Below are 24,166 nucleotides of genomic sequence, written 5' to 3'. Positions count from 1 at the left end.
CCTCTCTCCTAGGGTTTGAAGTGGTAGTCATAGCGCATGCCGACGGCCTGCAGACGGTTTTCGATACCGACGCCCCCCTGGCTGCGGGTGTAGTAGACAGCCAAGTGGTCGGGTCCCACGATAGGCGTCGCCACCCCGACCGAGAGGTCGTAGCCGGCATGGGTGACGCTGTTGTCGAATACCTCGAGATCGAGGAATGGACGCAGGCTGGGGGCATAATGACGCCGGTAGTCCTCGCCGAAGTGCACGTCGAGACCTGCTTGGGCATAGCTTTGCGGCACAAAAAAGCCGATGCCGTCGCCTGGGGGGAGCAGCGGCACGAGGGCTTGCGGCACGGGGCCGCTTGCGGCGCGATAGTGCGCGAACGACAGTGCGGCACCGACGGTGATGTCGGGGTAGCTGAGAAAGACCTTGTGACCGTAGTGGAAAGAGGCGATCACGCCGGTGGCGAGCGCGCCGCCCCCCTGGCCGCGAAGTTGCCGGTAGGAGAGCCGCGCGTTCACGGTGTCGCGTACCGTCAAGGCCTCGGCATCGACCACGCTTACGCCGTTTTTGACGCCACCGAGATAGAGCGATGGTAAGTCGTAGGCGCGCGCATGATAGTTCACGCGCACTGTCTGGGTGCTATGCGGCCAGAATGCCGTCTGCCAGAGGGCTTGGGCGTAGAGGAAGCGGGTAACGGCTGAACGGCGACCCACGGTGAGGCGGTAACGGCCGGACGGACGGCGTGCCGCGATGCCGAAGTACTGAGAGCGGTCGAAGCGTGGGATGGCGCCGATGAGCGCCGGATCGGTGCGGCTGTCGAGGCTATTGCGCGCCCCGACTTCCAGCGCGGTCCCCGGATTTAGCTCGTGACGCACGCTGACGCCCTCGCTTAGGGCACTGAAACCTTTCTATTGCACACATCTTTGGCGATTTTCTCTGATTGTTTGACGCGCCTAACGAAAGTGCTGGACACACGCGCCGAGATTGCGTAAGGTGGCGGTTGTCGCGGCGTGCGACAAGGACAGGCGGACGGCGTGCAAAAGTCGAGGCGTTGTGGGGATCCGGATGTGCGGGCGATCATGGAGGCCGGCACAGAGTCGGTCGAGTGGGTGAGACAAGAGTTTGCCCGCGCCGACCTCTCCGATAAACGCCTGGATCGTCGCTTGGTGAAAACTGCGGAATATCTCGCCCAATCTCCCGGCTCGCCGATCAATGAAGCGTGCGGCAATTGGGCCAGTACGCAAGCGGCGTATCGGCTGTTCAATAATGCCAAGGCGAGCGCGGCGGGGATCCTCAAACCCCATTGGGAAGCGACGGCCGCGCGCATGGCCGGCTGCGGGGGTGCGGTGCTGGTGATGCAGGACACGGTCTTCTTCTCCTACGGCCGGCACGTCAGGACTCGGGGCCTCGGACCGATTGGCAAGAGCAACGCCGCGCATGACCGGGGCCTCATCATGCATAACGCACTGGCCTTCACCACCTCGGGCGTGCCGCTCGGGATCGTGAGCCAAAGCATCTGGGCGCGCGGGGAGATCCCGGAGGAAGACTATCAGGAGAAGATCGAGCGCCTGCAGGTCACGGCGATCGAGGAAAAAGAGAGCGCGAAATGGCTTATTGCGCTCAAAGAGACGGTCGAGCGGGCGCCCGCGGGCGTGCCGGTCGTCACCGTGGCCGACCGCGAATCGGACTTCTTCGAGTTCTTGACACGCGCCCAGGACCTGCAGGCGCACTATCTCATCCGCGCGCGCACCGACCGCAAGCTCGTGCCCGAAGACAGCGCGGGCTGCACGCGGATGCTCGAGGCGTTGAGCGATGCCCCGGCATGGGGGAGCATGACGATTGAGGTTCCTGGCAACGGCAGTCGTAAGGCGCGCACGGCGGCGATCGAGGTGCGCACAGCCGAGGTCACGATCCAGCCCCCACCGCGCCGTGGGGCGGCCCAGACGTCCGGCTCCAGCGAGCCTGTGACCGTCACCCTGATCGGGGCGACCGAGTCGTCCCCGCCGGCCGGGGTGGAGCCGATCAGCTGGGTGTTGCTCACAAATCTCATCGTCAAAGACTTCGCGTCCGCCACCGAGAAGGTGCGGTGGTATGGGCGGCGCTGGGGCATCGAGATCTGGCATAAGGTGCTCAAATCCGGCTGCAAGGTCGAGGACTGCCTGCTCGAGGAGGCCTTGCGCCTCAAGCGCTATCTGACGCTTTTCAGCATCATCGGCGTGCGCCTGATGCATGTGACCTACCTGGCCCGCGCGCACCCGGATCGGCCGGCCACCGAGGTGTTCTCCGAGGAGGAGGTCGAAGCGCTGCATATCCGCGTCACGCGGGCATTGCCCCCCGCAGGTCCTGCCCCGACGCTGCGCGACATGGTGCGCATGCTGGGCCGGCTCGGCGGCCACTTGGGCCGCAAGGGGGATGGCGAACCCGGCGTCACCGTGCTCTGGCGCGGCTGGACGAGTCTTTACGAGACGGTCGAGACACTGCGTGCCCATAAACATGTCCTCAGCCCGCGCGACTCGAGCTGAACGATGCGCTACTGCGGACGAGAGTTTACACCAGCCGAGATCGCGCTGATCCGCGAGTGGCTCACGACCCCCCAGATGAACCGTGCTCGTTTATCCCGGGAAGTCTGTGAGAGGCTCGGATGGCGCCGGGAAAATGGCGCTCTGAAGGATATGAGCTGTCGCGTGGCCCTCAACCGCATGCACGCCGATGGGCTGATCACACTGCCCCCGCCGCGCAACCCCAAGCCCGTCACCTACCGGTCCTATCCGGACATCGAACAGGCGGTTTGCGAACCCGCCGTCATCCCGGCCATCGATCTCGCTACGCTCACCATTGATCCGGTCCTCGGCAGAGCCGAATCGCGGCTGTGGAACGCCTATATCGAACGCCACCACTACCTCGGGCATACCCTCATGCCCGGGGCGCAACTGCGCTACTTCGTACGCGCCCAAGGCCAGATCGTCGCGGCCCTGGGCTTCGGGGCCAGCGCCTGGAAGGTCAAGCCCCGCGATCAGGCCATCGGCTGGACGGTCGATCAGCGGCAACGCAATCTGCACCTGATCGTCAACAATGCCCGTTTCCTTATTCTGCCGTGGATCCATTGCCCAAACTTGGCCTCACGGATCCTGGCCTTGGTCAGCCGCCGACTCCCCGACGACTGGCACGCCCGCTACAGCTATCGCCCGGTTCTGCTCGAAACCTTCGTCGAGAAGCCGCGCTTTACCGGTACCTGCTACAAGGCGGCCAACTGGCAAAACCTTGGGGATACTCAAGGGCGCGGTAAGCTCGACGTCTTGCATCGCCACGCAAAGCCCGTCAAAAGTATCTGGATCTATCCGCTCGTGCGGGACTTTCGCCGGCATCTCTGCAACGCATAAGACAGGCCATTCGATTACCTATCGATATTCATCGATGCCTCATGCTTTGTTGACAGAAAGATGTGTGTAATAGAAAGCTTATAGCGTGGCGATGACAGAGGAGCTTGCTGGCGTCGCTCGCGCACATCTGCTTCGGAGTGATGGTCAGGAGGACTTGTGTTTCGCTTTATGGCGCCCAAGCCTGGGTCGAAGCCGGGCGACAGCGTTAATCCATCGTTTGGTCCTCCCGAGAGAAGGCGAGCGGAGGGTGCATGGCAATGCCAGCTTCGAGTCTGCGTTTTTAGAGCGGGCAGTGACCGAGGCGGCGGCCGAAGGGGCTGGCTTGGCGCTGATGCATAGTCACCCAGACGGGCGCGGATGGCAAGGCATGAGCCTTGATGACGTTTGTGCTGAACAGGGGAACGCGGGAGCGGTTTTCGGTGCTACGCGAAAACCTTTCGTCGGTCTCACCCTCGCGGGTGATGGTGGCTGGAGCGGACGTTTTTGGGTCAGGCGCGAGCCGCGCACCTATGCCCGCCAAAATTGCGCCAGCGTGCGCATCGTAGGCAATCGTCTAAAGGTGTCGTACATGGATGAATTGGCACCGCCCCCAATTGCAAACGCGGAGCAAATTCGCACGATCTCGGCTTGGGGCGAAGAAGCACAGAGGGATATTGCGCGGTTGCGAGTTGGTTTAATTGGCGCAGGTAGTGTAGGCGGCTTAGTTGGCGATTCTCTATCACGGATGGGGTTTGAAGATTTGATGCTGATGGACTTTGATTTTATCGAAATCCACAATCTGGATCGCCTGAGCTATGCAACGCGGGACGATATTGGCCGTCTCAAAGTTGAGGTACAGGAGGCACATCTGAGGGCCCGGGCTACGGCTGATCCTTTCAGGACTGAAGCTATCCCGGCTGCGGTTTTTGAGGATGAAGGGTTCCGCGCGGCTTTAGATTGCGACGTTCTATTTGCTTGCGTTGATCGGCCTTGGGGGCGCTATATTCTCAACCTGATTGCCTATGCGCACCTCATCCCGGTTATTGATGGTGGAATCGCGGTACGAAGTAACCGGCTCGGGAAGTTAGCGGCGGCAGACTGGAAGGCTCATACGGCGACTGTGGGGCGTCCCTGCTTGCAATGTTTGCGGCAGTATGACCCCGGCCTAGTTCAGGTTGAGCGTGAAGGTCTGCTAGATGACCCGGCATATATCTCTGGTCTGCCCAAAGATCATCCGCTTAAGACTCGCGAGAACGTGTTTCCGTTCTCGATGTCCTGCGCAAGCATGCAGGTGCTACAAATGCTTGCACTCACCCTGGACCCACTCGGGCAATCAAATCCTGGAGCCCAGCTCTATCACTTTGTTGGCAACGTCACCGAACCGCCCTCTTATGGGGGCTGCCATTCGGAATGCCAATTCCCCGGTATAGTTGCATTGGGTGATGATTGCGGCATCCTCGCTACTGGCGTTCGAAGAGCTGCTGCGATCTCTTGAACGGCGCGAATGCCGATGCGGTCGGGACGCTGACGTCTGGCCTCAAAGTATTTGGTGGTTTTCACCCCAGCCTCCCCACCAAATCCTTTGCCTTGAGATGGGTATACCGCTTCAGCATCTGCAGGGTCTTATGCCCCGTGATCGCCGCCACCTCCATGGGATTGAGCCCTTTCTCAAAAAGCCTGCTCGTGGCCTCATGGCGCAGGTCGTGGAAGGTCAGCCCCTCGATGCCGGCGGCCTGGCAGACCCGCTCGAAGGCTTGGGAAATGGAGTCCGGGCGCATGCCCCATATGCGCCCATCAGTGCGCCTCGGTAGGCCATCTCCCCGCAGGGGATCCCTTTGGGACAAGATCTCCAGTGCCACCGTGGACAATGGCACCTGGCGGGGCGTGCCGTTCTTCGTCTCGGGAATCAGGAGGACCCGGTCTTTCCGATCCAGGTGTTCCCAGCGCATCGCCGCGATCTCCCCGCGGCGCATGGCGGTCTCGATGGCCCAGGTGATGATCGTGCCGATCTCGCCGCCGTAGGTTTGAGCGGCGTTGAGAAGGCGGATCTGTTCGTCGTCGATGAGGCGGCGATCACGGCCTTGGGGGAGCTTGGGTTTGCGCACGAATTCCGTGGGATTGCTCAAGCCCTCCATACCCCAAGCCCGACGAGCCACGGTGAATAGATGGGAGAGGAGGGCGAGATAGAGGTGAATCGTATGTGGCGCGGCGCCCTCTGCCTCCTTGGCTGCGAGCATGGCCATAATATCCTTGCCGCGAATCGAGGCGAGCGATCGTGGACCTAATGCGGAGGTCTGCCACCAGCGAATCGTATAAATCTCGCGGTTGGCAGTCTTCTTGCTACATGAGACCTCGGCGGCATAGCGGTCGAGCGCATCGGCCAGTGTCGTGTTTTCCGCTTCGGCCCGCGAAACGAAAACACCGCGATCCATCTCTCCCTCGATCTGGCGCGCCCAGGTCTCGGCTTTAGCTTTGGAATCAAACGTGCGCGTGAGAGGCGGATAACCGCGACGGCGAATGAGGGCCCGCCAAGCTCCTGATCGTTTTTGAAATGCTGCCATCCGGGTTCCTGGTCGTATGACATCTGGTCGGTGTACCACCAGTGTACCAAACCCCGGATATTGATGAGAACTATGTTCCCTAAGTCCTTGATTTATTGGTCGGGGCGAGAGGATTTGAACCTCCGACCACCTGAACCCCATTCAGGTGCGCTACCAGGCTGCGCTACGCCCCGTTCCGTGTGGCATCATACCGTAAGCGCCCTTAGTATCAAAGGTGGTGTTATTCCGATGGGGCGGGTCGAGGGTGTGCGTGAGACCTCGTTCGGCGAGGGCGAATCGGACGAGGCGGTTAGGCGGCTCGCCGGAGGGTGGCCGCGGCCCATGAACGGCTCTCGCCGAGCCCAAGAGCCCGCCCCGGTAACGGTTCCGAGGTCAGCATGGGAAACAGCGCCGCGCCCGGGCAAATGAAGGCATCAGAATAGGGGAGGATGGGGCCCCGTCGACCGGGAGCAGCCGCCGCCTCGAGTTTCCGATATCGACCCGTGAACACCGGGGAGACTGCGGTCTCACGCAGCCTTGGTACCGAAAGCGTTTATGGATCGCGTTGCCGTCAGCTGCCAAACGCCATGTTGGCTTGCGCGTGGCCACTGATGGAAGCCGACCCGACCGCCGCAGATTTACGTCTTGCCGTTTCAGCGGTCGATTGTCCACAGAGGAACTTGCGAGGCGTCTGCGAGCGAGCGTCATCAGGGTTTGGTCTACGGATGCACGAGAGGCCAGCGATATTTATGCAGTCCGATCCTGATGCCAAAGGCCAATACGTGCGGCCATGCAGGGGGAGTCCATATATCAGGCGAGGCGCGACTTTGAGTGGGATTTCGCGCCACCTCACCACCCCCTGAACCGCTGCGCGGTTACAGGCGGAGCGCCGCCGCGCTTTTTGGTAGACTACATGGATGCTTAATGTCCGAGATCTATCGTTTCGCGTGGGTGGCGAGGAGCTCTTCCGCGATGTCTCGCTTGAGGTCTACCGGGGCCAGCGGATCGGTCTTGTCGGCCGTAACGGCTCAGGGAAGTCCACGCTCCTTCGAATCATCCATGAGCGCCTGGAGCCGGAGGAGGGGCGGCTTGAGTTCGCGGGGGCGGTGAGTGTCGTGGCGGTGGCCCAAGAGATCCCGGACACGGATGCCTCGGTGCTGGCGTTTACCCTCGACGGGGATCCGGAGTTGCGGACCTTGGAGAGAGACCTTGCGAGCGGGGTCCACGATGAGCGCTATTTTGCCGCCCAGGCCCGCTATGAGGCGATCGAGGGTTTCAGTGCCGGGGCGCGCGCAAGCCAGCTCTTGGCGGGATTGGGCTTTTCGCAAGAGGACCTGGGGCGGCCCGTCCGGGTGTTGAGCGGGGGTTGGCGTATGCGCCTGAACCTCGCTCGTGCGCTCATGGCCCGTGCCGATCTTTTGCTGCTGGATGAGCCCACCAACCACCTGGACCTCGAGGCCATTGCTTGGCTCGAGCAGTATCTGGCGCGCTTCGATGGGGCGCTTTTGGTCGTATCCCACGACCGGGATTTCCTGAACGCGATCGTCAATCGCGTGGCGGCCATCCATGATCGCACCTTGTCTTTATACGTAGGATCGTACGATGCCTACGTCGAACGTCGCGCCCTCGAGGCCGCCCAAAGGGGGGCGGCGGAGAGCAAGCAGATGGCGCAGGTCGAGGCGTTGGAGCGCTTCGTGGCGCGCTTTCGGGCCAAGGCCAGCAAGGCGCGCCAGGCGCAGAGTCGTTTGAAGATGCTGGAGCGCATGGAGCGCGTGACCAAGCTTCGCGGCGAGGTCCGGTATACGCTGCCGTTGAAGGGCCCGGAGCGCATGCCCGATACCCTGATCGCGTTGCGCGATGTCACATTCGGTTATCCCGGTGCGGCATCGCTATTTACGGGAGTGGGCATCACGGTCGCGCCCGGTGATCGCATTGGCGTGATCGGTCGCAACGGCGCCGGCAAGTCGACTTTTCTGAAGGTCCTTTTGGGGGAGCTTGCGCCGACCGCGGGGGCGCGCACCGCGACCGCCAGCATCACCGTCGGGTATTTTGCGCAGCATCAACTGGAGCAACTCGATCCGCGGGGCACGCCGCTTTCCTACATGGCGGCCCTCGATGCGGCCGCACCCTTACAGGCCTTGCGCGACTATCTGGGGGGTTTTGGCTTCGCATCGGGCGGTCTGGAGCGGACGATCCAGGGGCTATCGGGCGGGGAGAAGAGCCGGCTTGTACTGGCCGGCCTGTCGTGGGGCCGCCCCCATCTCCTGTTGCTCGATGAGCCCACCAACCATCTCGATCTCGAGATGCGCGACGCCCTGGGCAACGCCCTGCAGGACTATAGCGGGGCCTTGATTCTGGTGTCGCATGATCGCCATCTGATCCGCTCGTGCGTCGATACCTTGTGGCTGGTGGGGGACTGTGGGGTACGGGAATACGCGGGCGACCTCGAGGACTATCAGCGAGAGACGGTGGCATCGCGTGCGCCAAAGGCCGCGGCAAGGCCCAAAAAGGAGGGGCGACGCCCCACCATATCTCCTGCGACCTATCGGCGCGAGCAACAGGCCATCGAGGCGCGCATGGCCGCGGACGCCGCGCGTCTTGCCGAGATCGATGCGGTATTGGGTGATCCGCGCGCCTACCAGCAGGGGGGAGAGACCATCAAGATCCTGCAGGCCGAGCGCGCGATCGTCACGGCCCGCCAGGCCGCCGATGAGGAGGGGTGGCTGGCCCTGGAGGAAAGGCTGGCCGAGGTCGCGGCACGCCTATCCTAGGCCCTGGGGCGTTTGGCCCGGCACCCACATGGCGCCTTCAGGCGAGATCTCCTTTTTCCAAAAGGGGGCGCGCGTCTTCAGGGCATCGACGATCGCCTGGCAGCCGGCGAAGGCCTCGGCCCTGTGTGCCGACCACACGGTGACGAGTACGATGCGCTCATGGCAGGCCAGATGCCCATAGCGATGGATGATGAGTACCTCCTGGAGATCATGGCGGGCCTGGGCGGATGCACCGATACGCGCAAGTTCCGCGCGCGTCATCTCCGGATAGTGCTCGATCTCGAGCGCCGTGATGGCGCGACCCTGCGCGCTGTCGCGCACCGTACCGACGAAGCTCACGCGCGCGCCCGCGCCCTTGACCTCGAGCGCCTGCGCCTCGCGCTCGGCATCGAAGTCTTCGGTCTGGAGTCTGACGATCATCAGCCGCCGCTTACCGGTGGGAAGAATGCGACTTCATCGCCGTCGTGCACGAGGCTTGTGAGCGATGCATGTTCGCAGTTGATGGCAACGAGAAGGGGCGTGGGGAGATCGGCGAGGCGCGCACCGGCGAGCGCCTCCAGGACATCCGAGGCGCGCTGCGGCGTGTCCGTGGGCGCGAGCTTGTGTGTGTCGCACCCCAGGATCTCGCGCACCGCGGCAAAATAGCGAACGGTGATCACGGTTAGCCCCCCAAACGCATCATATAGACGGGCGCCGCGCGCCCGGGTTCGTCGTTGAAGGTGTGTCGCTCGGGCTTTTCATGCCAGACCTTATCGCGGATGAGATCCGCTAGGGCCTTAGGGGTCAGTCCGGCGCGTAGCGGCGCTAGCAGGTCGACCCCGTCGTCCTGGCCCAAGCAATAGACAAGCCGACCGGTGGATGTCAGGCGCACGCGGTTGCAACCGGCGCAGAAGTTCTGGCTGATGGGGCTTATGAAACCGATAGCGTTGGCAAAACCGGCGACGCCAAAGCGGCGGGAGGGCCCGTCATCAGGCGCCCTCGGGCGCGCTATCAGGGCGTGCGTGCGGGCGATGCGTGCCTCGGCCTCGGCCACGCTCACGTAGCTGTCGGCGCGGCTCGTGCTGCCCGCAATCCCTAAGGGCATGGTCTCTATGAACTGGATGTCGAAGCCTTCGGCGAGGGCGAAGTCGACCAAAGCCGGGATCTCATCGAAATTCTCGTCTTTCAGGAGGACTGCGTTCAATTTGATGTGCGGGATGGACTCGCGGGCGATGAAAAGACCGCGCAGGACCCGGTTCACATCACCTCCCCGGGTGATGCGCGCGAAGCGCTCCGGCACGAGGCTGTCGAGACTGACATTCAGTCGCTTCAGGCCCGCGGCGGCCAGTGCCCCGGCGAGCCGGTCGAGCAGGTAACCATTGGTGCTGACGCTCAGTTTCTCGATGCCGAGGCTGCGGGCATGAGCGATGCGATCGCAAAGCCAGGGATAGAGCAGCGGTTCGCCGCCTGTAAAGCGCATATGACGCACGCCAAGGCTGCGAAAGACCGAAAGCAGCTGGTCGAGTTCGGCGGGCGCCAGATGGTCCTTGCGCGCAAAGCGCGGTGTGCCTTTCTCCGGAGAGCAATATCGGCAGCGCAGGTTGCAGTGTTCGGTCAACGATACCCGCAAATAGGAAATCCGGCGGCCGAAACGGTCATGGAGATCCTCCGCCTGTGGGACGAGGGCCCCGGTGCCTGCCATATCACGTGCGATCCCAGGTTCCAGAGCGGCCTCCCTCCTTGTGTACTAAGCGGATTCCGTCAATGACCATGCCGCGATCCATGACCTTACACATATCGTAAACGGTCAAGAGCGCAATGCCAACGGCTGTCAGGGCCTCCATCTCCACGCCGGTCATATAGCGCGTGCGGACACTGACCGAGCAGCGTAGACAGGTGGCATCGACGAAGTCCCAGCTGACATCGAGTCCCGAGATCGGCACCTGATGGCAGAGCGGGATCAAGGCATCGGTGCGCTTGGCGGCCTGGATGGCCGCGAGCCGCGCCACACCTAGCACATCCCCCTTGCGAATCGTGCCGGCCCGGATGGTGTCGGCGGTCTCGAGGGCCATGGTGATGCGCCCCTCGGCGACCGCCACCCTGGAGGTGGTGGCCTTCTCGGTCACATCCACCATCCGCGCCTGGCCGTGGGCATCAAAGTGTGTAAGGCCGCCGTTTTCGTTCTCGTCTGCCATGCGCCGACTCCCGCGCTCCTGATCTCCGGGCACTATAATGGTCGGCGCCGATAAGCTCTAGCGCTTCTCGTAGCTCGGGACGAGCCGCGGCTTGCCGACCACAGACGGGCTTACCGCGCCGCCCCGCAAGGCCGGGTGCATCTGCGGCAAGGAGCCGGGCATGCGGCCGTGGTAGAGGTTCACCACATGCTGGGCCTCCACGAAGAACAGGTAGCGCTCGAGCCCGATCCCGATGAAGGCCAGCAGTGGGGCCAACAGCACGCCCAGACCAAGGGTCATGTGGGCCGCGGCGAGCAGGATCGCCATGGGCGCAAAGATCCCCAGGACATAGACTGCGATCTTGAAGTTCCGCGCCCGGGTCGGACTTATGCAGTTGCTGAATTCATGGGTCAAAAATGTCCCAAAGGTGTGCCCCTGATCCAGGAGCTTCACCCGTCCACCCGTAAATCCCGTAGCAGTCTGCAGGGTCGTGCCGCTCGGCGCGCCGATCCAAAAGTAATAGATTGCCTTCATGACCCCGGCCGCCACCAGCAGCGCGCAGGCCGCGCTTACCAGTATGAGATCCGGCCCGTGGGTGAGCACCCGGCTGGTCGCGAGGATGGTCATGCCGAGCGCAAGTCCGAGGGCGTAAAAGTTCGCCGGGACGAGCGGCGTATGCCATTGCCGTATGGTCCGTAGGCAGGCATAGATCATGCCCTGGCAGAAGATCGTGGCAAGCCCGATCAGGCCCGCGACGTTGCCGAGCACGAGCGCCCCGTCATTCTGGTCGCTGTTTGTGAAGAACACCCAGCCGAGGTAGGCGATGGCCAGTGGATAGAACAGCACCGCGAACACGCCCTCGCGCGCAAGCCACGAGGTCCGCCAGCGGGTGAACGCCCGCCAGGCATTCTTCGGGTTCGCGAGGTGCGCAGTCGACGACACCATGCCTATGGTCACGAGCAGCAAGGCAAGCGCCACGAGGATGGCGGTGCGCAACGGGCTCAAGCCTCCGTCGATCGCGAAGTCGTTGACGATCGCGACCATCGCCATGAGACCGAATCCGGCGCCCGAGAAGAGCGTTAAGAATATGACGGCAAGTGACGGGTTCATATTTTAAGCCCCCTGATGTGTTTAACGTTCAATGACACGGTTGACCCACTCCTTGACCTTGCGCGCCAGCGATCCGCGCGGAAGGTCGGAGGTGGGTACCGCCGGCCGCGTCCGCGGCGGCAGATAATGGTTCGTCGGGTTGTAGTTGAGCTCAGGCATGAGCGCATAGCCGCCGCGTTCGCGCACGGCGCGGCTGGTCGTGCTCTCGGGGTCGTCGAGATCGCCGAACAGGCGCGCATGGGCCGGACAGGCCAGCACGCATGCCGGCTGCCTGTCCTCGACCGGCAGCGTCTCGTCGTAGATGCGGTCTACGCACAAGGTGCACTTCTTCATGGTGCCCGACTCGCGATCGAGTTCGCGCGCGCCGTAGGGGCATGCCCAGGAGCAGTAGTTGCAACCCATGCACTTGTCTTGATCGACAAGCACGATGCCATCTTCGGGACGCTTGTAGGAGGCGCCCGTCGGGCACACGGTCACGCACTCGGCGTTTTCGCAGTGCATGCACGACATCGGGAAGTTGATGGTCTTGTTGTTCGGGTATTCGCCGATCTCGTAATGGCGAATACGGTTAAACCACACCCCAGAGGGTTCCTTTCCATAGGGATCGTAATCCGTGAGGGGGGCTGTGATGGAGCTCGTATTCCACTGCTTGCAGGCCGTCGCGCACGCGTGGCAGCCGACGCAGGTGTCGAGATCGATGACAAGGCCTAGGCGCATGACGGACTCCTTTAACTCGCTTTGGTGCGCGTGTTATAGCGCAGGATATCGGGTTTGGGCGGCGCGCCCGGCAACGGCGGGACATTGGCGAACGTCGGCCATACGCCTTCCTCGCCAGGGGCGGCGCGCGTGACTTTCACGCGCAGGTCGTACCACGCCGCCTGCCCGGTGATCGGGTCGGAATTCGTGAGCCGCCGCTCGCCGGACTTCTCCGGGAGGAGCTCCGAGATCAGGTGGTTCATGAGGAAGCCCTCGGTGGCCTCGGGACCGCCGGGTTTCAATCCCCACGTGCCCGATTGCTTGCCGATCGCGTTCCAGGTCCATACCGTGTCTTCCTGACAGGCTTCGATGAGGCGCAGTTGCACACGGATCTTGCCGTTGTGCGATTCCACCCATACCCAGTCCCCGTCCTTGAATCCCAGGCTCTCGCCGCGGGCACGGTTCATGTAAAGATGGTTTTGAGCAATGATCTGCCGAAGCCAGGCGTTCTGCGAATCCCAGGAGTGGTACATCATCATGGGGCGCTGGTTGACCGCAAAGAACGGGTACTCTTCCTTATCGACGCGCTGCTGCTCCAGCGGTTCGTAGTAGTCCGGCAGGGGGTCGAAGTAGGTGGCCAGGCGCTCCTGATCGACGCGCTCCTTGGGGGTCGGGCCATCATAGAGTCCGAGCCCGGCCAAGCGGAACCGCTGGATGGCCTCGGAATAGAGTTCGATCATGATCGGCTCGGCGGTCTTCAGGAAGCCCGCCTCCACGGCAAATTCCAGGTAGCCCTTGTTGGCAAACCGCATGTAGCGGATGCCCTTGGGCAGGTGGTACTGGAAGAAGCCCTGGTTTTCGATGTAGCGCTCCCACTGCTGGGGATTGGGTTCGCCGCGCAGCGACTTGCTGCCGTCGGCACCCCGGTAGCCGGCCAAGAAGCCTATGCCGGGCTCGCGCTCGTAATAGGTGATGAAGTCCTTATAGCCCTTGTACTTGGGCGTCCCGTCGGCGTTTGTGAAGACCGGGAGTTTGAGGCGCGCGCCGAGCTCGATCATGACCTCCTGCCAGGGACGAACGTCACGATCGAGCGCGAGCAGCGGATGGCGGATGGAGTCGGCCACCGCATCCGGCTCGGAGATCGGCCGATCGAGGAGCGAGATCGCGTCGTAGCGCTCGAGATAGGTGGTATCCGGCAACACCAGGTCCGCGAAATGCACGGTCTCGGAATGGAAGGCGTCGGCCACCACCAGAAATGGGATCTTGTATTCCCCGTCGGGGCCCTTTGCGCGCAGCATGTCTTGGATGTTGGCGGTGTTCATGCTGGAGTTCCAGGCCATGTTGGCCATGAAGAACAACAGCGTGTCTATCGGGTAGGGATCCCCCTTGACGGCGTTCGTGATCACCATGTGCATGAGGCCGTGATTGGCAATCGGCGCCTCCCACGAATAGGCCTTGTCGATGCGCAACGGTCGCCCCTCGTCATCGATCACGAGATCCTCGGGGGCTGTCGGGAAGCCGAGCGGGTGCGCATCGAGCGGTGTGTTGGGGGCGCTATGCCGGGCGGGCTTGCCGGGCGATGGCACCGGCCGCGGGTAGGGGGGCTTGGCGCGAAATCCACCGGGGCAGTCGATGGTGCCGAGCAGGATCTGCAGGAAATGGATGGCGCGCGCCGCCTGAAAGCCGTTGGAGTGCGCCGAGACCCCGCGCATGGCGTGCATGGACACCGGCCGGCCGATGAACTTGTCGTGCTTGCGGCCCGCCCAGTCCGTCCATTCGACGGCGACCTCTATGGTCTCTTTGAAGGCTACATGGGCCATTTCCAGCGCTAGGCGCTCGATGGTAGCGGCCGGCACTCCGCAGATCTTGGCGGCGTTCACGGGCGCGAAACGCTCGTCTAGATAACGTTCGGCAAGCAGCGTCATGACCGTCTTCACCGTGCGTCCATCAGGCGTCTTGTATTCGCCGAAGAGCGCCGGGTGGCAGGAGGCATCGAGGCCGTTTACGAACGCCTCTTTTTTGAGGTCCCAGGCCAGCGGTTGTCCGGCCTCGTCACGATAGATGAGTCCGTCACCCTTCTCTCCGGGGGTCTGCACCACGAGGAACGGGGCATTGGTGTAGCGGATCAGAAAGTCCCAGTCGAAGAGATCGCGCGAGAGCAGGACGTGGATCATAGACAGCGCCAGCATCGCGTCGGTGCCAGGCCGGATCGGCACCCATTCGTCGGCGACCGCCTGATAGCCGGTGCGCGCTGGGTTGATGCCGACGAACTTGCCGCCGCGGCTCTTCAGTTTCTCGATACCGATCTTCATCGGGTTCGAGTTGTGGTCTTCGGCAACCCCCCAGAGCATGAAATACTTGGTACGATCCCAGTCCGGATCACCGAATTCCCAGAAGGCATAGCCCAAGGTATAGAGGCCGGCGGCGGCCATGTTCACGGAACAAAAGCCGCCATGCGCCGACCAGTTGAGCGTGCCGAACTGCTCGGCGAATAGACGCGTGAGTGCCTGCATCTGGTCACGGCCGGTGAAGAACGCGAATTTGTTGGGATCGGTGGCGCGAATGCGCGCAAGCCGCTCGGTGAGTATGTCTAGCGCCTTGTCCCAGGAGATCTCGATGAACTCCCCGGCGCCGCGCTCGGTACCGGGCTTGCGCAAAAGCGGGCTGCGCAAGCGGGCCGGTGAGCACTGCTTCATGATGCCTGCCGACCCCTTGGCGCACAGCACGCCTTTATTGATCGGATGATTGCGGTTACCCTGGATGAAGCGGACCTGATTGTTCTCTATCGTCACCTTGATGCCGCACCGGCAGGCGCACATATAGCAGGTGGAATACTTCACCTCCGACGTACCGTGCTCGTGCTCGTGTTGTGGTGCTGACATACAGTCTCCCGAAACTAAAGGTGGCGACGCTTGAACGGTACACGAAAAGCATACCGGAATACCAGAGAATTGTTTTGATAACCTGATAAGAATCAGATAGTTATTTCATGGTGTGATGGGGCATATCACGCAGATTTATAGAAGCCCGCCGGCGTCGTTGCCGGGGGTATTCCCAAAAAGGGGCATGGCATGGAGTTTGTGCGCTACAAGAAGGCGCGGAGCGGTTACCGTCTAGGGGTGAGCATGGCAGGCGCCCTCTACGATCTCGCCGACTGCTATCGCCGGTGCCGGGACTTGGTGGGCGGGAGACTGCCGGGTGTCGCGGCGGCGCTTGCCGCCGCCAGTCTGCGTGCGTTTCTGACCTCGCCCGGGGTCGACGCCTTTCTCGATGCCTTGCGGCGCAATGGCCCCGGGGATGGTGCGCGCGCCCTGGATACCGCAGCCCTCATGCTTGGCGCACCGCTGCACGACCCCGGCCGCTTCATCGGTATCGGCCTCAATTATCGCAGTCATGCCCGCGAGATCGGACAGCCGATTCCGCCCGAACCGCCGCTCTTCGCGAAATGGGCCAACGCCATAACCGGCCCGTACCATGACGTCAGGCTGCCGACGCAGTCGCAAGCGGTCGACTATGAAGTGGAGCTCGGTGTCGTCATCGGCCGGCGCGCGCGGCGGGTCACCATGAATGAGGCCTTGGACTCTGTGTTCGGCTACACCGTGATCAATGATGTGAGCGCCCGCGACCTGCAGTTTCGGACCGGCCAATGGCTTGCCGGAAAGATCAGCGATGGTTTTGCGCCGATGGGTCCTGCCGTGGTCGAGAAGGCGGATGTCGGAGCCGCGCACGATCTGGTGCTAGAGACCTGGGTCAATGGGGAGCTGCGCCAGCAGGGCCACACCTCGGATATGATCTATGACGTGCCGGCGCTCGTCAGCCATCTATCCCAGCTGGTCACGCTCGAGCCGGGTGATGTCATCGCCACCGGTACCCCGCCAGGGGTCGGCATGAGCCGCACGCCGCCGCGCTATCTCGCTGCGGGCGACGTGGTCCGCATGCAGATCACGGGGATAGGGGCGATCGAAAACCGCTTTGTTGCCCCTGATTGAGAGACCTCGGGCGACGGTAGCCGTGGTCTTTACGCCCTCTGGGCGCGTCGCGGCCGTTGCCACGGGTTTCTTGCCAACGGGTTCAAGGCAGGCCCTTACGTCCGCCAACGATAGGTCCCCAGCAGGCCACGGTCCCCTCATGCGACCGGCGTTACGGGCGCATGAGGTCTCCCAGATCCCTTTGGATTCGCGGCTCCAGCCCCCAAGAGGGCCGCTTGCGGCCCCTGGGGCCGCGACTTATCGCGCTTGCCGTCAGTAGCCGCGCTTCTCGCACTGCACGGTCAGGACGTCGAGATGAAACGATCCGTCTTCCTCCACACCCAGCCGCGAGCGCGCCTCGGCCGGGGCGTTAGACAACAGTTCCTTGATTGCATCGATCCGCGCAGGCGGGGTCTTGGCGCGTGCCACCCAATCGGCAAACATCAGACGAATACGGAAATGATCTGTCCGCAAGGGTGCCAGGCCATGGGCCGCAAGGAGCGCCATCCACGCCGAGACCGTGTAGTTGCGCACATGGGTCGCGTCGCGCAACACCTCGATGGCCTGGAGGTGGGTATCGGCCAGCGGGTCGTCGGGGGCGACGCTGTCTGTCAAAATGAAGTGTGCGCCGGGGCGCAGGACACGCCCGATCTCGCGTATCCCTGCGGCTAGGTCGCGCCAGTGATGGGCACTGAAACGGCAGGTGGCGAGATCCATGACGGCATCGGCAAACGGCAGCCGGGTGGCCGAGGCCTCCCGGATATCCATATGGCTATGGCCGGCCTTACGGGCGCGCTCGGCGGCGATCGCGAGCATGGCGGGACTGGCGTCGACCGCCTGCACATGGGCGCAGAACGGCGCCACCGCCAAGGCCACATGCCCGGGTCCACAACCGACATCGAGGGCGTGACCGGGGCGCAGGCGTTCGGCGGCATGGCGAAACAGCGCGAGATCCGGGCCCTCGGCATGTACGGCGCTGTTTTCATAGCCGGCAGCGACATCATCGAACTGACGCGTGACATCTTGGTCATGGCTCATGGCGGACATCCTTCGCAATTAACGACCCGGGTAAGCATACAGCTCCCCCATGCTGGTACCAGACCGGCCTGTTATACTGGTATACAGACTACTGGGATCGGATCGGCGTGACGACTAGACCGGAAGAGCTAGGGCGTTTTTTGCGGATGCTGCGCGAGCGCGCCGCGCCGCGGGAGTCGGCGGGTGCGCGACGGCGTCGTACGCCGGGCCTGCGCCGCGAGGAATTGGCCACGCTGTGTGGGATCAGCGTCACATGGTATACGTGGATCGAGCAGGGGCGTGCGCCCCAGGTCTCTGCCGATACCCTGGCGCGACTTGCGGATGTGCTGGCTGTGACCGATGCGGAACGGCGTTATCTTTGGGAGGCGGCCGGTCTTGCACCGCAGCGCGCGCATCGCCGGACGCCACGTGTGTCGCCGGCGATCGCATCGGTCCTGGAACGTATCGCAAGCCCGGCCTATTGTCTGGGGCGCTATTGGGATGCGCTGGCCTGGAACAAGGAGGCCGAGGCCCTGTTTCCGGATTGGCTCGGATCCCAGGGTCAGGAACGCAATCTGCTGCGTTTCATGTTCTGCATACCGGCGGCGCGTGACTTCGTGGTCGATTGGCCGCAGCGCGCGCGTCGGCTGGTGGCGGAGTTTTCGGCGGATGCCGGGGATCTCGCGGGAGAGGGGCAGTATGAGGAATTGGTGGCAGACCTTGGTCGCCAAAGCGCCGAGTTCCGCGCCTATTGGCAGCGCCGTGAGGTGTCATTCCGCGATCCCGCGGTCAAGACCTTTCGTCATCCGGTCCTGGGGCTTGCGGTCTACGAGCAAACGACCTTCGCCTCGCTCGTCGAGCGCGATCTGAAGCTCGTTGTGCTGTGCGCGCGCCCGGGACCCTGAGGGATCGAGACGAACGGCGGCACGCCGTCCGCCCGTCTCGCCCAGGTTTCGCCGTTACCCTCAGCGACTCTTGCGAGCGGCCTTCTTTTTGGCCGGCGCCGCCTTCGTCGTGCTATTGGCCGTGGGCTTCGGGGTGCTCTTCGCCGATGCTTTGGCTGCCGCCTTCTCGGTCGGACCACCGCTCAGATTCTCATCCAAAAATGCCAACAATTCCCCGATTGTGCTGAGCACAGGGGAGTAACGTATCGAGCGGCCTTCCCGTGATGGCTTGATGAGCCCGGCTTGCGTCAACTGCGACAGGTGGAAGGACGACGTGGCCGGAGCGAGTTTGAGACGTAAGGCGATTTGACCGGCTACGAGCCCGCTTGGGCCAACCTTGACCAGCAATCGGACGATGCCAAGTCGTGTCTCCTGTGCAAGTGCCGTAAGAGCACGCGTTGCCGCCGTAATTTTCATTGTCATCGGTTGAGGTTACCTTATTAGTTACTATCAATTTTCCAAGGACAACGCCGCCTGTATTTTGGTTCCAAGAACGTTCTTGGTCGAGAGGCGTTGCCGCTGCCATCAAGAACCGTGCCCGATTCTTTGGGCGCAAACTATACCGCATTTTAGCGACAATAGCAGCACCTATTTTCATGAATTTGACGAGGAGGCCTACTTGTCGTGTGTCATGGAATCCCTATGCGTCATGCGCCATGGAATCATAGACGTCTAAAATGGCCATAAAAAGCACAGGGAATATACGGCAATTTATGGCGGCGACCCGGATTTTCAGAGGTATGGCCGGGTCCGGGTGCCTTGGAAGCGCGCGGGCGCGTGTTATGGAATAATAACCACCGATTGGCGTCATTGACACATCATTACCAGGGGAAGAGCGAAGTGAATGGGGGCTACGAGCGATATCTGGAGTGGGCGCAGACCGCGGGGGAACGGGCGGGGGCGGCGATACTTACGCACTACCGTACCACCGGACCCGTTGATCTGAAAAGCGACGGCAGTCCGGTAACACCGGCTGACCGGGCCGCCCACGAGGTCATCATGACGGTGCTCGCTCAGGCCACGCCGGATGTGCCGGTGGCCTCGGAAGAGGGGGGCGAGATCGCTGGGGACCGATATTGGTCTGTCGACCCGCTCGATGGAACCAAGGAATACGTGGCGCGTACCGGCGCCTTTGTGGTCAATGTGGCGCTCGTCGAGGGCGGGCGTCCGGTCGTGGGCGTCATATTCGTGCCGGTCACAGGCGAGTGCTATTTCGCATTAAAGGGCGGGGGGGCCTTCAAGAAGACGCCGGCAGGTGTGCAGCGTCTGAACGGACGGGCGTTCCTGGGCGGTCCCGTGCGCGTGGTGGGCAGTGCCCGGCACGGGACCGAGGCGGTAACCGGGCTGTGTGAGGCCCTGGCGTGCGACGAGGGGGGCATCGAACGCACGGCGCTCGGTTCGGCGTGGAAATTTGGGTGGCTTGCCGAAGGACGCGCGGACCTCTATCCGCGTTTTGGCCCGACGCATACCTGGGACACGGCCGCCGGGCAATGCCTGGTGGAAGAGAGTGGCGGGGCGGTATGGGTGGCGGGCCGCCAGCCGCTTATTTATCACCATGCCCGACAGCTCAACCCGTCTTTCGTGGCAGTCGCCGATGCCCGGTTCGCGTGGCCGGACTTCCTGTAAGGTGGTCTCCTATCCCTGGCCGGGTCGTCCGTTCCAGGGGCGGCCGGGCGGCGAGGGCTTGTGACGGCTCGCACATGGCGCAAGACCGTCGAGGCGGCACGCTGTCTACCGGCAGATACCACCGATGGCGGCGGCGCGCGGGGTTACGGGGATCATGAGGGCTTAGGCCCTCGTCGCCCCTGCAATATTAGCGATCCATGATATAATAAGCCCATGTATCCACTCTCAGGAGGTGATTTATGTCAGTCGATCGGGTCGTGATGGCCTTTGCCGGAAGCGTGGTCCTGCTCAGTCTGCTGCTTGCGCATTATGTGTCCGCCGATTGGTTGTGGGTCACGGCGTTCGTGGGCGCGAATCTTTTGCAGGCGGCCTTCACTGGTTTGTGCCCCTTGGCCAAAATCCTAAAGGCTATGGGTCTGCGCACCGGCTGCGCCTTCGAATAAACGGGCCTCCCCGGGCAGCGGGAGACGGATGGTGGCACGCAGTCCGCCCCCGTCGCGCGGGGCGAGGTCGAGTGTACCGCCGTGGGCCTCGGCGATCCGTCGGGCGATGGCAAGCCCGAGCCCGCGGCGGTCGCTTGCGTGCAATTCGCGAGCGGCGATGAGTTCTGCGCAGCGCGCCTCGCTCAAGCCCGGTCCGCTATCCTCTATCACGATACGCACGCAGCCTTCGGTGGCCAAAAGGCGCACCACGATCGGTGGTTTGCCGTGGGAGACGGCATTATCCACGAGGTTCGAGACCAGCCGGCCGATGGCGACGGGCCGGTAGGGGAAGCGCGGCACCACTGCGGGATGGTAGTCGATATCGGGTGTGTGACGCCGGAAGCGCCAGACGACATCGTGGACCAGCGTATTGAGGTCGCCCATGACCGGGGTCTCTTGGATGCCGTGCCGGGCATAGGCGAGAAATTCGGCCAGGATCGCATCCATTTCCTCGATATCCTGGACCATCCCCCCCTGCAATTCGGGATCGCCCCCATACATCTCCACGGCCAAGCGCATACGCGCAAGCGGTGTGCGCAGGTCGTGGGACACACCGGCCAGCAGCAGCGCGCGATCGCGCTCATAACGGCGCGCATCCTCGGTCATGCGGTTGAAGGCCCGCGACACCCTGCGAATCTCTGCCGGGCCATCCTCCGATAGGGGGGGCAGGGCCTCGCCGCGGCCGAAGCCGGTGGCGGCCTGCGCGAGGGCGGCGAGCGGCCGGTTGACGCGTCGTACCACCAACAGCGCCCCCGCGCCGGTCAGTACCGCGCCGACTATCAGAAAGCCGATACGCGGCCAGGGGAGGGCCGGGGGGCGGCCCGGCAGACGGAGGGAGACCGGCGCACCAGTGCCATGCGCATCTATGAGCAGCCCGTGCGGTCGTACCGCGATGTGTGCGTGGATGCCACGGGCCGCGAGTTCGCGGGTGAGGGTGCGCGCGAACGGGCCTCGGGCGCGCGGTCGTGCAGGCCGGCTGCCATCATAATGTACGCCGGCGGCCTTCAAGGCGCGCATCAGGGCGGGTTGCCGGTCGGGTGGTACCAGGGAGCGCGCAGCACCGGCGATGCGCGCCTCACCGGCCACGAGATCGGCGATTTGCGCGACATGCACGGGACTGAAAGACAGCCGCACCAGGATCAGGAAGGTGGCCTGAGCGATGACCAGCGCGAGCGCGATGACGAGCGCGGTGCGCCCAAAGAGGGTATCGGGCCACAGCCTCACGGGGTATCGCCCGGATTGAAGACATAGCCAAAGCCCCACACGGTCTGGATGAAGCGCGGCTTGGCCGGGTCATCCTCGAGCAAGCGGCGCAGGCGCGAGATCCGTACGTCAATGGAGCGATCGAAGGGCATGTGGTCACGGCCCCTGGCCAGCTGCATCAAGATGTCGCGCGACAAGGGTTGGCGCGGGTGGGTGGCGAGTACCCGCAAAAGATCGAATTCGGCGGTCGTAAGGTCCACGGGCGCCCCGTCAGCGGTCAGGGCGCGTTCGTGAATATCGAGCTGATAGCGTCCGAAGCGCAGCTTCTTGTCGTCGGGCGGGCGTTGGCGGCGCAACACGGCATTGATGCGTGCCACGAGTTCACGGGGGTTGAAGGGTTTGGCCAGATAGTCGTCGGCCCCGAGGTCGAGTCCCATGATGCGATCGGCCTCGTCGCCGCGTGCGGTGAGCATGAGCAGCGGGATATAACGACCCTCGGCGCGCAGGCGCCGGCAGACATCGAGGCCGCTTTCTCCCGGCAGCATGATGTCTAGGATGAGGAGATCATAGGCGGCGCGCGCCAAGGCCTTGTCCATGGCCCGTCCGTCGGGCACGGCCACGGCCACGAAGCCTTGCTCCGAGAGGTAGCGGCTCAAAAGCTCGCGCAGGCGTGCGTCATCATCGACTAGGAGGATACGCGGCATGGTGACAGGATACCCGACTTGCGCCACCGGCGCCGCCGGGCTTTACAAATCCCTACACGACAACCCCGGGGTCGTTATTCCGATAAACCGTCCGCCGGTGCGCCCTGCATGCCGCCATGATGGGCGGCGATGACATCGTGGGCGCGATTGGCAAGCGTGCGCGCGCTGAGGCCGATCGGGAGCTCCGGGGCCAGGAAACGGACCTCGACTGTGAATTCGCCGCGCGCGCGCAAGAGTCTCCAGAGGTGATTGACGAGCGTGTCCTCCCCTATGAAGGGCGCGGCCGGGTGGATGCCGCCCCGAGTGTCCGGGTAGCCTAATACGACCGGCTGCACCGGACAGTTCGCCTCGATCGCGGCGGCGAACAGGCGCGCATGAAAGGGGCGTACCTCGCGTCCATCGGTCGATGTCCCTTCGGGAAACAGCAGCACCGATTGATGGCGCCGGAAGGCCTCGGTCATGCGCTGGGCGACCCCTGCCGAGGCCGTGCGGTCCCCGCGCTGGATGAAGTAGGTGCCGGCCTGGCGCGCGAGCCAGCCGATCACGGGCCATGCCTCGATTTCCAGCTTGGCAACGAAGTGTCCTGGGCACAGGGCGCCGAGGGCGGCAATGTCGACCCAGGAGATGTGGTTGGCCACGATAAGGACCGGCGCCTCCAGGGGCTTGCCCATGGCCTTCAGCCGGATTCCGAGGATGGCGAGGACGCCACGGTGCCAGAAGCGCACGATGCGCTGTCCGCCCGCGCTATTGCTGAGGGCGCCGGACGGGGCGAGGGCGGTCACCGCCACACCCCACAAGGCATGTCCGATCAGCGCCAGCAGCCGGACTAGGGCCCCGCCAGGGAGCTTCACGCGACCTTTTGTTTGTAGGAACGCCCGAGGAGGCGTTCAAGGTAGCGGCGATTGAACCGGTTGCGGAAGAGGATGATAAGGACGTCGGCGACATCGAACGCCGCATCCAGGCAAGGAGGGCCACCGACGTAGGCGCCGAGGCGCATATAGGCGCGCAGCAAGGCTGGCGCTGCGGTCTCGTCATCCGCGCCGTCCACGACCGGCAGCGGGTGGCGGGGGATGACGCGATAGGGCTCGGGACAACCATAACGGCGGATGAGCGTGGCCACGGTGCGCAAGGCCTGCGTGCGATCCGGACTCAACGGCACGCTGCCGCAACCGATCAGGTAATCGTAAGGGCCGTTTTCCATGATATGCGCAAGGCCCGCGAGGAGCAGTGCGATCGCCGGTCCCCGGCGATAGTCGGTATGGACACAGATGCGGCCGACTTCCATGATGCGGCCGGGCAGACCGAGGATCGGGGTGAGATCGAACTCGGTCTGGGAATAAAATCCGCCACACCGGTGCGCGGCATCCTGCGGCAGGATGCGCGAGCAGGCCACTACGCGGCCGCTGTCGTCGCGGACGACGATATGGACGCAGTAGGGATCGAAGCGATCCTCGTCATATTCGCGATCCCGGTCACCGATCGCCGCCCCCAGCTCACGAGCAAAGACCTGATAGCGCAGTCTTTGCGCCTCTGCGATCTCGTCCGCCGTTTCCGCGAACTCCACTCGCAGATTCTGCGCCCTCAAGTCATCCATATTCATTCCCCGCG

General features: G+C 63.4%; 23 protein-coding genes and 1 tRNA gene. 8 read left to right on the top strand and 16 right to left on the bottom strand.

What is annotated here, in order from left to right:
- Positions 1-8: 8 nt before the first annotated feature.
- Positions 9-860: a hypothetical protein gene (locus C4900_RS10595; protein ID WP_114283065.1), complete on the bottom strand. Its 852-nt coding sequence runs from the start codon at positions 858-860 to the stop codon at positions 9-11.
- Between the two features lie 159 nt (positions 861-1,019).
- Between C4900_RS10595 and C4900_RS10590 the strand changes: the two genes are divergently transcribed.
- The 3 genes from C4900_RS10590 (at position 1,020) to C4900_RS10580 (ending at position 4,839) form a co-directional block, all read left to right on the top strand.
- Entirely contained in the window at positions 1,020-2,507 is a 1,488-nt protein-coding gene (locus tag C4900_RS10590; RefSeq protein ID WP_147267127.1) for an IS4 family transposase, read from the top strand.
- Positions 2,508-2,510: 3 nt separating this feature from the next.
- Positions 2,511-3,365 carry a DUF4338 domain-containing protein gene (locus tag C4900_RS10585; protein WP_114282479.1) on the top strand — a complete coding sequence of 285 codons (855 nt, stop codon included), beginning with the start codon at positions 2,511-2,513 and terminating at the stop codon, positions 3,363-3,365.
- A 367-nt stretch (positions 3,366-3,732) separates the two neighbouring features.
- On the top strand, positions 3,733-4,839 hold the full coding sequence (locus C4900_RS10580; protein ID WP_170132512.1) for a ThiF family adenylyltransferase: 1,107 nt from the start codon (positions 3,733-3,735) through the stop codon (positions 4,837-4,839).
- 61 nt (positions 4,840-4,900) lie between these two features.
- On the opposite strand, the gene C4900_RS10575 is transcribed toward C4900_RS10580, so the two are convergent.
- Both C4900_RS10575 and C4900_RS10570 read right to left on the bottom strand, forming a co-directional pair.
- On the bottom strand, positions 4,901-5,905 hold the full coding sequence (locus C4900_RS10575; protein ID WP_114283063.1) for a tyrosine-type recombinase/integrase: 1,005 nt from the start codon (positions 5,903-5,905) through the stop codon (positions 4,901-4,903).
- 96 nt (positions 5,906-6,001) lie between these two features.
- A tRNA-Pro gene (locus tag C4900_RS10570) sits at positions 6,002-6,078 on the bottom strand.
- A 723-nt stretch (positions 6,079-6,801) separates the two neighbouring features.
- On the opposite strand from C4900_RS10570, the gene C4900_RS10565 reads away from it, so the two are divergent.
- The gene (locus C4900_RS10565) at positions 6,802-8,655 is read left to right on the top strand and encodes an ABC-F family ATP-binding cassette domain-containing protein (RefSeq protein ID WP_065970453.1); all 1,854 of its coding nucleotides are present in this window, start codon (positions 6,802-6,804) and stop codon (positions 8,653-8,655) included.
- Here C4900_RS10565 and C4900_RS10560 read toward each other — a convergent pair.
- From C4900_RS10560 to C4900_RS10530, 7 genes are read right to left on the bottom strand one after another with little or no spacing between them, the layout of a single operon-like run.
- Positions 8,647-9,075: a molybdenum cofactor biosynthesis protein MoaE gene (locus C4900_RS10560; protein WP_065970447.1), complete on the bottom strand. Its 429-nt coding sequence runs from the start codon at positions 9,073-9,075 to the stop codon at positions 8,647-8,649. The two genes, C4900_RS10565 and C4900_RS10560, sit on opposite strands and share 9 nt — an antisense overlap.
- Positions 9,075-9,314 (bottom strand): MoaD/ThiS family protein, encoded by a 240-nt coding sequence (locus C4900_RS10555; protein WP_065970446.1) that lies wholly within the window; start codon positions 9,312-9,314, stop codon positions 9,075-9,077. Before C4900_RS10555 ends, C4900_RS10560 begins: the two co-directional genes overlap by 1 nt.
- 2 nt (positions 9,315-9,316) lie before the next feature.
- Positions 9,317-10,336 (bottom strand): GTP 3',8-cyclase MoaA, encoded by a 1,020-nt coding sequence (gene moaA, locus C4900_RS10550; RefSeq protein ID WP_065970443.1) that lies wholly within the window; start codon positions 10,334-10,336, stop codon positions 9,317-9,319.
- A 1-nt stretch (position 10,337) separates the two neighbouring features.
- Positions 10,338-10,829 carry a cyclic pyranopterin monophosphate synthase MoaC gene (gene moaC, locus C4900_RS10545; RefSeq protein WP_065970440.1) on the bottom strand — a complete coding sequence of 164 codons (492 nt, stop codon included), beginning with the start codon at positions 10,827-10,829 and terminating at the stop codon, positions 10,338-10,340.
- Between the two features lie 57 nt (positions 10,830-10,886).
- Entirely contained in the window at positions 10,887-11,918 is a 1,032-nt protein-coding gene (locus C4900_RS10540; RefSeq protein WP_065970438.1) for a dimethyl sulfoxide reductase anchor subunit family protein, read from the bottom strand.
- 21 nt (positions 11,919-11,939) lie between these two features.
- Positions 11,940-12,635 (bottom strand): 4Fe-4S dicluster domain-containing protein, encoded by a 696-nt coding sequence (locus tag C4900_RS10535; protein WP_065970436.1) that lies wholly within the window; start codon positions 12,633-12,635, stop codon positions 11,940-11,942.
- A gap of 11 nt (positions 12,636-12,646) precedes the next feature.
- The gene (locus C4900_RS10530; protein WP_065970434.1) at positions 12,647-15,496 is read right to left on the bottom strand and encodes a molybdopterin oxidoreductase family protein; all 2,850 of its coding nucleotides are present in this window, start codon (positions 15,494-15,496) and stop codon (positions 12,647-12,649) included.
- Positions 15,497-15,685: 189 nt separating this feature from the next.
- Between C4900_RS10530 and C4900_RS10525 the strand changes: the two genes are divergently transcribed.
- The gene (locus C4900_RS10525) at positions 15,686-16,603 is read left to right on the top strand and encodes a fumarylacetoacetate hydrolase family protein (protein WP_114283062.1); all 918 of its coding nucleotides are present in this window, start codon (positions 15,686-15,688) and stop codon (positions 16,601-16,603) included.
- Between the two features lie 252 nt (positions 16,604-16,855).
- Here C4900_RS10525 and C4900_RS10520 read toward each other — a convergent pair whose 3' ends face one another.
- A complete protein-coding gene (locus C4900_RS10520) occupies positions 16,856-17,620 on the bottom strand; it encodes a class I SAM-dependent methyltransferase (RefSeq protein ID WP_170132511.1) in 765 nt (254 codons plus the stop codon).
- Positions 17,621-17,727: 107 nt separating this feature from the next.
- On the opposite strand from C4900_RS10520, the gene C4900_RS10515 reads away from it, so the two are divergent.
- Positions 17,728-18,504, top strand: a complete 777-nt coding sequence (locus tag C4900_RS10515; RefSeq protein ID WP_141689279.1) for a helix-turn-helix transcriptional regulator — start codon at positions 17,728-17,730, stop codon at positions 18,502-18,504.
- A 60-nt stretch (positions 18,505-18,564) separates the two neighbouring features.
- On the opposite strand, the gene C4900_RS10510 is transcribed toward C4900_RS10515, so the two are convergent.
- Positions 18,565-18,966 carry an ArsR/SmtB family transcription factor gene (locus C4900_RS10510; protein WP_211306894.1) on the bottom strand — a complete coding sequence of 134 codons (402 nt, stop codon included), beginning with the start codon at positions 18,964-18,966 and terminating at the stop codon, positions 18,565-18,567.
- Positions 18,967-19,383: 417 nt separating this feature from the next.
- Between C4900_RS10510 and C4900_RS10505 the strand changes: the two genes are divergently transcribed.
- Together C4900_RS10505 and C4900_RS10500 are read left to right on the top strand one after the other, a co-directional pair.
- The gene (locus tag C4900_RS10505) at positions 19,384-20,169 is read left to right on the top strand and encodes a 3'(2'),5'-bisphosphate nucleotidase CysQ family protein (RefSeq protein WP_083995832.1); all 786 of its coding nucleotides are present in this window, start codon (positions 19,384-19,386) and stop codon (positions 20,167-20,169) included.
- A gap of 239 nt (positions 20,170-20,408) precedes the next feature.
- On the top strand, positions 20,409-20,612 hold the full coding sequence (locus tag C4900_RS10500; protein WP_065970427.1) for a YgaP family membrane protein: 204 nt from the start codon (positions 20,409-20,411) through the stop codon (positions 20,610-20,612).
- On the opposite strand, the gene C4900_RS10495 is transcribed toward C4900_RS10500, so the two are convergent.
- From C4900_RS10495 to C4900_RS10480, 4 genes are all read right to left on the bottom strand, one after another.
- Positions 20,571-21,875, bottom strand: a complete 1,305-nt coding sequence (locus C4900_RS10495; RefSeq protein WP_065970425.1) for an ATP-binding protein — start codon at positions 21,873-21,875, stop codon at positions 20,571-20,573. The genes C4900_RS10500 and C4900_RS10495 overlap by 42 nt on opposite strands.
- On the bottom strand, positions 21,872-22,558 hold the full coding sequence (gene ompR / locus C4900_RS10490) for an osmolarity response regulator transcription factor OmpR (protein ID WP_065970423.1): 687 nt from the start codon (positions 22,556-22,558) through the stop codon (positions 21,872-21,874). Before ompR ends, C4900_RS10495 begins: the two co-directional genes overlap by 4 nt.
- A gap of 74 nt (positions 22,559-22,632) precedes the next feature.
- Positions 22,633-23,409, bottom strand: coding sequence for a lysophospholipid acyltransferase family protein (locus C4900_RS10485; RefSeq protein ID WP_065970421.1), 777 nt, complete (start codon positions 23,407-23,409; stop codon positions 22,633-22,635).
- Complete coding sequence (locus C4900_RS10480) at positions 23,406-24,152, bottom strand: GNAT family N-acetyltransferase (RefSeq protein WP_170132510.1); 747 nt, start codon at positions 24,150-24,152, stop codon at positions 23,406-23,408. Before C4900_RS10480 ends, C4900_RS10485 begins: the two co-directional genes overlap by 4 nt.
- Positions 24,153-24,166 lie beyond the last annotated feature (14 nt).

It is taken from the genome of Acidiferrobacter thiooxydans, from assembly GCF_003333315.1.
Classification (GTDB): domain Bacteria; phylum Pseudomonadota; class Gammaproteobacteria; order Acidiferrobacterales; family Acidiferrobacteraceae; genus Acidiferrobacter; species Acidiferrobacter thiooxydans.
The sequence above is the reverse complement of the archived record's forward strand: the minus strand, read 5'-3'. Positions and strand labels throughout refer to the sequence as shown.

Coding starts and splice junctions, on each gene's coding strand:
- C4900_RS10540 (WP_065970438.1), bottom strand. CDS start 11,918: ATGAACCCGTCACTTGCCGTCATATTCTTAACGCTCTTCTCGGGCGCC.
- C4900_RS10480 (WP_170132510.1), bottom strand. CDS start 24,152: ATGGATGACTTGAGGGCGCAGAATCTGCGAGTGGAGTTCGCGGAAACG.
- C4900_RS10535 (WP_065970436.1), bottom strand. CDS start 12,635: ATGCGCCTAGGCCTTGTCATCGATCTCGACACCTGCGTCGGCTGCCAC.
- ompR (WP_065970423.1), bottom strand. CDS start 22,558: ATGCCGCGTATCCTCCTAGTCGATGATGACGCACGCCTGCGCGAGCTT.
- moaA (WP_065970443.1), bottom strand. CDS start 10,336: ATGGCAGGCACCGGGGCCCTCGTCCCACAGGCGGAGGATCTCCATGAC.
- C4900_RS10585 (WP_114282479.1), top strand. CDS start 2,511: ATGCGCTACTGCGGACGAGAGTTTACACCAGCCGAGATCGCGCTGATC.
- C4900_RS10580 (WP_170132512.1), top strand. CDS start 3,733: ATGAGCCTTGATGACGTTTGTGCTGAACAGGGGAACGCGGGAGCGGTT.
- C4900_RS10510 (WP_211306894.1), bottom strand. CDS start 18,966: ATGACAATGAAAATTACGGCGGCAACGCGTGCTCTTACGGCACTTGCA.
- C4900_RS10525 (WP_114283062.1), top strand. CDS start 15,686: ATGGAGTTTGTGCGCTACAAGAAGGCGCGGAGCGGTTACCGTCTAGGG.
- C4900_RS10575 (WP_114283063.1), bottom strand. CDS start 5,905: ATGGCAGCATTTCAAAAACGATCAGGAGCTTGGCGGGCCCTCATTCGC.
- C4900_RS10520 (WP_170132511.1), bottom strand. CDS start 17,620: ATGAGCCATGACCAAGATGTCACGCGTCAGTTCGATGATGTCGCTGCC.
- C4900_RS10565 (WP_065970453.1), top strand. CDS start 6,802: ATGCTTAATGTCCGAGATCTATCGTTTCGCGTGGGTGGCGAGGAGCTC.
- C4900_RS10530 (WP_065970434.1), bottom strand. CDS start 15,496: ATGTCAGCACCACAACACGAGCACGAGCACGGTACGTCGGAGGTGAAG.
- C4900_RS10500 (WP_065970427.1), top strand. CDS start 20,409: ATGTCAGTCGATCGGGTCGTGATGGCCTTTGCCGGAAGCGTGGTCCTG.
- C4900_RS10560 (WP_065970447.1), bottom strand. CDS start 9,075: ATGATCGTCAGACTCCAGACCGAAGACTTCGATGCCGAGCGCGAGGCG.
- moaC (WP_065970440.1), bottom strand. CDS start 10,829: ATGGCAGACGAGAACGAAAACGGCGGCCTTACACACTTTGATGCCCAC.